Here is a 9,008-nt window from a genome sequence, read left to right as displayed (position 1 = left end):
CGGGCGCGCCGCGCGCCGGCGCGCCGCCGCCCCGCCGCCCCCCCCCCCCCCCCCCCCCCCCCCCCCCCGGCCTGGACCGGGATTCCGGCTGTCATGCCGAATACACATTTATCGCGCCGTCATTCAGCGGTACATCACTTCCGCTGACCGCTGCACGTCTCCCGCTCACACACATAACCGTTTTGCCCGCATAACCTTCCGTCTTCCACGCCAGCACTGACTACTGCCATAGATGGGAAGACTTCGCCGTGCCCTTGCTCACTCCGTGCGACTATCGTACCGTTATATAGCGGCGCATTATTTGGCGGGAGAGTGGATAGGCGCCGCACAACCAGGGTCCGTCACACCGACGCGGTGGCACGGTGGAAATCCTCGATCGGCGCCCATCGATCGAGTCGTACAGACACCATGCCCCGCGGGACGGAACTCGAACGACAAGCCCATCAGGACCGCGTGCAGGTCCATTCGAAGACAATGCGCGTCCGGCTGCCCAGTGCGTCCGGGTCGCGTTCGGAGGTCGCAATGTCCGCAACCCGCACAACCACAGCACCAGAAGACGAGAATCCGAATATCGAGACCGGTCCTCACCCCACTGAGGCGAGTACCACGACCACCCCCACCGGCCTGAAGAAGCTCCTCGATACCTCCCGGATGGGCAATAAAGGCACCATCCTCGGGCTGGTAGCCCTGGCGATCGGCTTGATCGCGCTCGGATTCCTTTCTCCCGGAAAGATACCCGGAGAGGGCGAGCACATAGGCGTGTTCAGCCTGCTGCCCGCGGTGGTCACCCTGGTGGTGGTCTTCGCCACCAAGAACGTAGTGGCCGCACTGTTCCTGGGTGTTATCACGGGCGGCGTCGTGAGTGCGCAGTACAACGTCGTCGACGGTTTCATGCTCCCGGCGCTGGGCACCGTCTCGTTCGCGACGATCCTGCTGGTGTACCTGTGGGCGCTGGGCGGATTGATCGGCCTGTGGACCCGCACCGGCGGCGCTCAGGCCTTCGCGGAACTGGCAGGTCGCACGCTGGTTCGCGGCCCGGTCAGTGCCCGAGTTTTCGGATGGCTGGTCGGCGTGCTGTTCCACCAAGGCGGCACGATCTCGACCATCCTCGCCGGCACCACCGTCCGGCCGCTCACCGACAAGCACAAGGTGTCGAAGGAAGAGTTGACCTATATCGTCGACTCCACCGCCTCCCCGGTCGCGACCGTACTTCCGTTCAATGCCTGGCCGCTGTACGTCGCGGGCCTGGTGGTCGGCACTACACCGCTATTCCTGAACGAGGACGACGGCGTCGCGTTCTTCATAAGCTCGATCCCGTTCAACTTCTACGCGATCTTCGCGCTGCTGGCGACACTGCTGTTCGCCTGGGGAAAGTTGCCCTGGGTCGGCGGTGCCATGCGGAAAGCGATGCACCGGGCGCGCACCACGGGGCAGCTGAACGCGCCGACCGCGAAACCGATCACCTCCGAAGAACTGGTCACCCTGAAGCTGCCGAAGGATTACAAGCCCGGCGTAATCGATTTCGCCCTTCCCATGGGCGTACTGCTGGCAGTGGTGATCGGCTCCTACATTCTGACCGGCGACGTACTGATCGCCCAGGGATTCGGTCTGGCAGTGATCGTCGCGATCGTGCTGGCACTGGTCAAGGGGCTCTCGCTCAATGAGGCCATCGACGGATTCGTCGACGGCTGCAAGGGTGTGACCGTCGGTGCGCTGGTTCTTGCCCTGGCCGTCACCCTCGGATTCGTGTCCAAACAGCTCGGTACCGCGAACTTCATCGTCGAAACCACCTCGGATCTGGTGGTGGATCCGCTGTTGCCCGCCATCCTCATGGCCATCTGCATGGCGGTGGCGTTCTCGATCGGCTCGTCCTGGGGCACTTTCGCGGTCGTTTTCCCGATCGCGATGCCGCTCGCCTACGCCATCGACCCCAGCCCGACGTTCATGCACCTGTGCTTCGGTGCTGTCGTCGGCGGTGCGGTATTCGGCGACCAGTGCTCACCGATCTCCGATACGACGATCATGTCCGCCCTGGCCTGCGGTGGTGATGTCATGGACCATGTGAAAACCCAGCTGCCTCTCGCGCTGGGGGCAGCCGGGCTGGCGGCTCTCACCTCCACCGGCGTTGCTTTCGCTGTTCTGTGACGGCACTACCGGAAAATTGAACAACGGCCGAACCTGCTCCGGCCGCCCGCGACGTCGATCAGACGCCGTAGGCGGCCGGAACCGGTTCGGCCGCCGCTCACCGGGGCGTTCGCCTCAGCCGGCGCACGCCGCCAGGACGAGTTCGCGGACGCGGGCGGCGTCGGCCTGGCCGCGGGTGGCCTTCATGACGTCGCCGACGATCTTGCCGGCGGCCTGGACCTTGCCGGATCGGATCTTGTCCGCGATATCCGGGTTGGCGGTCAGCGCCTTGTCCACCTCGGCCTGCAAGGCACTGTCGTCGCTGACCATGCCGAGACCTTTGCTCTCGACGATCGCGCCCGGATCGCCTTCGCCGTCGAGCACCAGATCGACGACCTGTTTGGCGACCTTGTTGTTCACCGTCTTCGCCTCGACCAGGGCGATCACCTCGGCGACCTGGGCCGGGGTGATCGGGAGGTCCTCGAGGGCGACGCCGCGTTCGTTGGCCTTCTCGGTGAGGTAGGCGACCCACCAGGAGCGGGCCTCCTTGGCGGGAGCGCCGGCATCGACGGTGGCGATGATGAGATCCAGGGCGCCCGCGTTCACCAGATCGCGCATGACCTCGTCGGAAACACCCCAGTCCGACTGGATACGCGCGCGCCGCAGCCACGGGTACTCGGGGATCGTGCCGCGCAGCTCGTCCACCCAGGCGGCGTCGGGGGCGACAGGTTCCAGATCCGGTTCGGGGAAATACCGGTAGTCCTCGGCGGTTTCCTTGCGGCGGCCCGGGGAGGTGGAGCCGTCTGCTTCGTGGAAGTGGCGGGTCTCCTGGATGATCTCGCCACCGGTCGCGAGAACAGCTGCCTGGCGGCGCATCTCGAACCGCACCGCGACCTCGACGCTTTTGAGCGAGTTCACGTTCTTCGTCTCGGTGCGGGTGCCGAACACCTGCGCACCGATCGGCATGAGGGAGACATTGGCATCGCAGCGCAGCGAACCGTGTTCCATCCGGACATCGGAGACGTTCAGCGATTTCAGCAGATCGCGCAGGGCGGTGACGTAGGCGCGCGCCACCTCCGGTGCCCGGTCGCCGGCGCCGGTGATGGGTTTGGTGACGATCTCTATCAGCGGCACACCGGCGCGGTTGTAATCGAGCAGGGAGTGGCTGGCACCGTGGATCCGGCCGGTGGCACCGCCGACGTGCACCGATTTACCGGTGTCCTCCTCCATATGAGCGCGTTCGATCTCGACCCGGAAGGTGGTGCCGTCGTCGAGCGGGACCTCGAGGTAGCCCTCGGTGGCGATGGGTTCGTCGTACTGGCTGATCTGGTAGTTCTTCGGCTGATCCGGGTAGAAGTAGTTCTTGCGCGCGAACCGGCCCCACGGGGTGATGGAACAGTTGAGTGCCAGGCCGATACGGATGGCCGCTTCCACCGCCTGCTGGTTGACCACCGGCAGCGAACCGGGCAGCCCCAGGCACACCGGGCAGACCTGCGTGTTGGGGTCGGCGCCGAACGTGGTGGGGCAACCGCAGAACATCTTGGTCGCGGTGGACAGCTCGACATGGACCTCCATGCCCAGCACCGGCTCGTACCGGGTCACGACGTCGGCGTAATCCATGAGTTCGACGGTGGGTGCGCTCATGGAGCACAGTCTATGCGCGCAGGTATGACCGCCCGGCGGTCACCTCAACCGGCCGGTATCCGTTCGCCGAGCCAACCGGTGACGGTATCGAGAACCACGGGGTCGATGGTGGTCTCGATGGATTCGTATTCGCTGGGCAGACCGGTGTAGGCGGGCTGCATGAGATGGTTCAGCCCGTCGAATACCCGGACCTCCGGGTCGGGGCCGGCGGCCAGCAGCGTCCGCATGGTCTCCACGTTCGGGTCCGCGGTCACCTGGGCGTCCTTCGAGCCGTAGAACGCCAGCACCGGCATCCGGAGCGCGGTCAGCGCCGGCGCGGGATCGTAGGACACCAGCGCGGCCATATACGGCGTGTTCTGGGCGGTGAGCGGTTCACTGGCGGCGCGCAACTCGGCCGGTAGCGCCCGGTTGTAGGTTTCGGAGAGCCGGGCGGCCTTGGTGAGCTGCCCGGCGCGCAGCGCGGCGGTCCAGTCGGTCAGGAAGGATCGGTGGGCGTCGAGCTGGCGCGGGGTCGCGCCGGCAGCGCCGAATGCCCGGGTGCCCTGGTCGAGGACGATATCGGTACCGGTGATCGCCGGCGCGGCCATGAGTAGCACGAAGGCGATCGCGTTCGACGGCCGCGCGGCGACCAGCGGGGCGAGGTAGCCGCCCTCGCTGTGCCCGAGCAGCCCGATACCGGCCGGGTCGATCTCGGGACGGCCGCGCAGGTAGCCGAGACCGGCTTCGATATCGGCGGACAGGTCGGCGTAGTCGGCTTGGTCCAAGTTGCCGCCGGTACCGCCGACACCGCGATCGTCGGTGCGGAGCACCGCGTAACCCGCGCGGGTGAGCGTATCGGCGAGCAGCAGGAACGGGCGGTGGCCGGCGAGTTCCTCGTTACGGTCCTGCGGGCCGCTACCGGTGATGAGGACGACCGCGGGCACCGGAGCCGTGGTATCGGGCCGAGTCAGTGTGCCCGCAACGGTGATTTCGCCGCTCTGATACGAAACATCCTCGGAGATATAGGGATACGGCGGCCGCGGCTCTTGCGGCCGGCCCGGCGGCGGCACCGGCGCGCGCTCGAGGGTGAGCCCGAAACTCTGCCCGGCCTGGCGGAAATCGCCGACGATCGCGCCGGCGGATTCGTCCAGCCGGCCGTCGAACCGGGCGTCGCCCGGGACATCCGGGACCCCGAACCGCACCTTGTCCGGTTCGGCCACGACATCGGCCAGCGGGTGCCGGGTCATCTGCTGGGCGGGGATATCGATGACACCGCTGTGCCGGCCGGTGAACTCCACCCCGACCACCACCGGCGCGCCGGGCACCTCGATGGCACCGTGCCACTGCCCGGCCACGCGTTCATCGGCGGATTCGTCGCCACAGCCGACCAGCATCGCGACGAGCAACCACACAACCACTACCGGCAACGCTCCCCTGCCATGGCGCATGGGCTCGACTGTATCGCCGCGGTGTTTGTTTGTGCCGCCTTCGGCGGCGCGGGTCGGAGGCTTGTCGACTCAGCCGAAGAAGGCCCGCGCTTCCTCGTAGCGTTCGGCCGGCACCCGCTTGAGCTGTTTGGTCGCCTCGTGCAACGGAACCAGGCCGATCTCGGTGCCGCGCAGAGCCACCATCTGACCGAAATGCCCGGCGTGCACCGCTTCGGCGGCGTGCAGGCCGAAACGGGTGGCGAGTACCCGGTCGTACGGGGAGGGGCTGCCACCGCGCTGTACATGGCCGAGCACCGTGGTGCGGACCTCTTTACCGATCCGCCGTTCGATCTCCATCCCGAGCTGCTGGGCGACTCCGGTGAACCGTTCGTGCCCGAATTCGTCGACCCCGCCCTCGCGGAGGGTGAACCCGGAATCCGGGGCCGGATGCGAGCCCTCCGCCACCACGCAGATGAAATGCTTGTCTCCGCGCTGGAAGCGGCGTTTGATCAGCGCGCACACCTCGGTGACATCGAACGGCTGCTCGGGCACCAGGGTCAGATGCGCGCCCGCCGCCATACCGGAGTGCACAGCGATCCACCCGGCGTGCCGGCCCATCACTTCGATGAGCATCACGCGCTGATGGGATTCCGCGGTGGTGTGCAGGCGGTCGATGGCCTCGGTGGCAATGGACAGCGCGGTGTCGTGACCGAACGTGACATCGGTGCAATCGATATCGTTGTCGATCGTTTTCGGCACGCCGACCACCGGCACACCTTCCTCGGACAGCCAGCTGGCGGCCGTGAGGGTGCCTTCGCCGCCGATCGGGATGAGCGCTTCGATGCCGTTGTCGTCGAGGGTCTGCCGGATCCGGCTCAGGCCGGCCATCAGCACATCCGGGTTGGTGCGGGCCGTGCCGAGCATGGTGCCGCCCTTGGCGAGCAGGCGATCGGTGCGGTCGTCGTTCTGGATGCGGATCTTGCGGTCCTCGAGCAGCCCGCGCCAGCCGTCCTCGAAGCCGACTACGGCGTCGCCGTAGCGGCCGTTCGCCGTGCGGACGACGGCACGGATCACCGCGTTCAGTCCCGGACAGTCCCCACCGCCGGTCAGGATTCCGATGCGCATGGCGCCCATCTTGCCCGCTTCGGGCCCGCCGCGCCGCCCCGGGCCCGTGAATGTCGGGTAACGCCCGCACCGGGGCACCCGCACGCCGCTGTCAGGCCGGGCAGGACCCGCCGGTGAATTCGCCCAGATGCTGCGAGATGAGACCCGCCATCTTGTCGAGCAGGTTCATCCCGTCGGAGAAGGTACCCGAATCCGGTTGCGCGGCAAGCGCGACCGCGATCGTGCCCCCGGTGACCGGAACGAGGCCGAACTGGCGCACCAGGTAGGCGCCGTCGGGGTCGGGACCCCAGCCACCCTTGAAATCGGCCTCGGCGAAGGCCGAACCGAGCCCCCACTGCTGGTTCGCACTCACCGAACCCATCAGTTCGATCACCGTATCGGCGCCGGGCAGGCACGGCAGCCGGGATGCGAACCGCACCTGATCGGCCAGCGACCATTCGGACTGGCCGAACGCCGAATACCCCTCCCGGGACGGTTTCTCCGGGACCACGGTCGCATCGTCACCGCCTTCGCGCAGGACCGACTGCACGGCCGCCGCGGCGGCGCGTGGGGTGCCCAGTTCCGACCACAGGCTGTCGGCGGCGGAGTTGTCCGAGGCGGTGATCGCGGCCGAGGTGGCGTAGGTCTGCCCGCCCGGGTTCTTGCGCTCGGCGGCGACCACCAGCGGAACCTTCATCGTGGACCAGGCCGGGCCGGTGGTCCACCTCCCCATTCCGACCAGACGCTCCCCACCCACGGGCATGATCGCCAGGCCGAGTTCGCCCTTCTGCGACCGCTCCAATTCGACGAAATCGGCGGCCAGCGTACCGGGAATGGTGATCAGCACTTCCGCGCCGGGCGAATCGGCCGCGGCCGCCTGGGTGACCGAGGTGGCCGGCGCCGGCGGTTCGGTGGCGTCGGATCCGCAGCCGGTGACGACGGCCGCGGTGAGCAGGCTGCCGAGCAGGGCGAGCGGACGCCGGGCCGGAAAGAGTTCCCGTTTCTTCTCGGTCGACACAACTCTGCCCATGACTATTGCGATCTCCCACAGTCTCGTACCCGGTCGAAGCACCGTACTCCATCGGCGACCATAGCCCGGCCCGGATCGGCCCGCGAACTGTGCGCGGCAGCGGGCCGTTCCGGACGCAACGGCCGGTCAGTACAGGTACACGACCGCGTTGTTGCCGCCGCGGCAGGTGACCAGGCCGTCCGCCGCGACACATTCGAGGGTGTAGGCCTGTCCGGTCACAGGGCTGGTTGCTTCGACGGAAACGGGCTCTCCTTCGGCGGAGACGACCGCGGGGTCCAGATACGCCTGCCGCACCGCCTCGGCGAATTCGCAACTGGTCACCGCGGTACCGGTCGCCGCCGAACCGTAGGCGCCGCCACCGGACGCGGCCGTGCAGGGCTGCGCACCGGAAGGCAGGTCGGCACGCGTGGTGGTGGTCGAAGAGGAGGTGCGGGCCGGCGCGGTGGAAGTGGCCGGCGCGCTGCTCCGCGGGGCCGCGGTGGTGGCCGCACCGGTGGATTCGGCGGCACTCGGCGACTCTTCGTCCCCGGACCCGAGGAAGGTGAACCCGAGTATCGCGATCAGTACGACGAGCAGGAACACCCCGGCGCCGGCCAGGATCGGCATCGTGCGGGAACGCTGCCCTTCCGGGCCGGACTCGGGCGGGCGGGCCGCGTTCGCCAGGTAGCTGTCGCGGTAACCGGCCTCGTAGGCGGCGGCAAAGGGGTCCGACTGGGGGTTACCCGACGCAGAGCCGGCCACGTACGAGTCGGGCGGCGGTGCCCCCGGAGCCACATCGGCGCCGCCGTAACCGAACAGGCCGCCGGGGCCGGGCCGAACCGGGCCGGCCGGCTGCCCGTCGCCGGATGGGTCCCCGCGCTCGGCGGTCCACCAGTCCCCGGTGGCCGGGCCGGCCGCACCGTCCGGTCCGTACGCGCGCTCGCCCGGCGGATATGCGCGCTCATCGGACCCGTACGCGCGGGCCCGGTCGTCCACCCGGCGGGTTTCGTCCTCCGGCCGGTAGCCGTAGTCATCCGGCCGGGAACCGTGGTCCACCGGGCGGTGGCCGTACCCCTCCATCGGGTGATCAGCCGATCGGTAGCCGGTCTCGTACGGCTGGACGCCGCGCTCCTCCGGGCCGTCGGCGCGGGCCGCGACCGGGTGACCGCTCGACGGGTAGTTCTCATACGGATCGGACGGCTGCCCGCCCGGGCCGTACGCGGGCCGGTCCGAAGCGAAGCCGGGATCGCCCGGCCCATGGGCATACTCGCCTTGCCGGAACGCGGGATCGGCCGGCCCGAGGCTTTCCGGCGGGAGGTCGCCCGGCCGGTAGTCGTACTCGTACGGCTGCTCTCCCCCGCCATACGGATGCTGGTCCGAGCCGTAGGCGTCGTCGTCCGGTCCCGGGGCACGCCGGTAGACGCGAGTGGCGCCGGCGCCGCCTGCGTCCGTGGGCTCCGGGGCAGATTGCAGCGGCTCGAAGACGCGGGTCGTCTCCTCGATACCGGGTGCGGGCGGTACGAGGCCCTTGCCGTAGACGCGGGTCGCCTGGTCGGGCGGGTAGAAGTCGGCGACCGGAATCCCTCCGGTCGCCGGCGCCGAAACCGGACGGGCCGCCCGGTCAGGGGCCGCAGCCGACAACACCATCTAGTGAAGTTATGCGGCGGGCGGAAGGCGGCGAACTCGGCCCGCGAGAACGCGGGCCGGGCCGTGCTCCCCCG

The 9,008-nt window shown here is 68.7% G+C and carries 6 protein-coding genes; 1 reads left to right on the top strand and 5 read right to left on the bottom strand.

All coding sequences use genetic code 11. The annotated features are described in order from the left end of the window. Positions 1-522 precede the first annotated feature (522 nt). Positions 523-2,145 (top strand): Na+/H+ antiporter NhaC family protein, encoded by a 1,623-nt coding sequence (locus tag QH195_RS14145; protein WP_280426331.1) that lies wholly within the window; start codon positions 523-525, stop codon positions 2,143-2,145. 114 nt (positions 2,146-2,259) lie between these two features. Here QH195_RS14145 and gatB read toward each other — a convergent pair whose 3' ends face one another. The 5 genes from gatB to QH195_RS14120 all read right to left on the bottom strand — a co-directional run bounded on the left by gatB (position 2,260) and on the right by QH195_RS14120 (position 8,934). Next, entirely contained in the window at positions 2,260-3,768 is a 1,509-nt protein-coding gene (gatB, locus tag QH195_RS14140; RefSeq protein WP_280435696.1) for an Asp-tRNA(Asn)/Glu-tRNA(Gln) amidotransferase subunit GatB, read from the bottom strand. Between the two features lie 44 nt (positions 3,769-3,812). Next, positions 3,813-5,195: an alpha/beta hydrolase family protein gene (locus QH195_RS14135; RefSeq protein WP_280435695.1), complete on the bottom strand. Its 1,383-nt coding sequence runs from the start codon at positions 5,193-5,195 to the stop codon at positions 3,813-3,815. Positions 5,196-5,264: 69 nt separating this feature from the next. Beyond that, positions 5,265-6,299, bottom strand: a complete 1,035-nt coding sequence (locus QH195_RS14130; protein WP_280426334.1) for an ATP-dependent 6-phosphofructokinase — start codon at positions 6,297-6,299, stop codon at positions 5,265-5,267. Positions 6,300-6,390: 91 nt separating this feature from the next. Continuing rightward, positions 6,391-7,308 carry a hypothetical protein gene (locus QH195_RS14125; protein ID WP_280435694.1) on the bottom strand — a complete coding sequence of 306 codons (918 nt, stop codon included), beginning with the start codon at positions 7,306-7,308 and terminating at the stop codon, positions 6,391-6,393. A 126-nt stretch (positions 7,309-7,434) separates the two neighbouring features. Continuing rightward, positions 7,435-8,934: a hypothetical protein gene (locus QH195_RS14120; RefSeq protein WP_280435693.1), complete on the bottom strand. Its 1,500-nt coding sequence runs from the start codon at positions 8,932-8,934 to the stop codon at positions 7,435-7,437. Between the last annotated feature and the right edge of the window lie 74 nt (positions 8,935-9,008).

Origin of the sequence: Nocardia carnea, from assembly GCF_029868855.1 — a bacterium.
In the GTDB taxonomy this organism is placed as follows: Bacteria; Actinomycetota; Actinomycetes; order Mycobacteriales; family Mycobacteriaceae; genus Nocardia; species Nocardia carnea_A.
This window is presented reverse-complemented; position numbering and strand designations above follow the sequence as displayed.

Excerpts from the sequence above, each read along its gene's own strand:
- QH195_RS14120 (WP_280435693.1), bottom strand. The coding sequence starts at position 8,934 with ATGGTGTTGTCGGCTGCGGCCCCTGACCGGGCGGCCCGTCCGGTTTCG.
- QH195_RS14135 (WP_280435695.1), bottom strand. The coding sequence starts at position 5,195 with ATGCGCCATGGCAGGGGAGCGTTGCCGGTAGTGGTTGTGTGGTTGCTC.
- QH195_RS14125 (WP_280435694.1), bottom strand. The coding sequence starts at position 7,308 with ATGGGCAGAGTTGTGTCGACCGAGAAGAAACGGGAACTCTTTCCGGCC.
- QH195_RS14145 (WP_280426331.1), top strand. The coding sequence starts at position 523 with ATGTCCGCAACCCGCACAACCACAGCACCAGAAGACGAGAATCCGAAT.
- QH195_RS14130 (WP_280426334.1), bottom strand. The coding sequence starts at position 6,299 with ATGCGCATCGGAATCCTGACCGGCGGTGGGGACTGTCCGGGACTGAAC.
- gatB (WP_280435696.1), bottom strand. The coding sequence starts at position 3,768 with ATGAGCGCACCCACCGTCGAACTCATGGATTACGCCGACGTCGTGACC.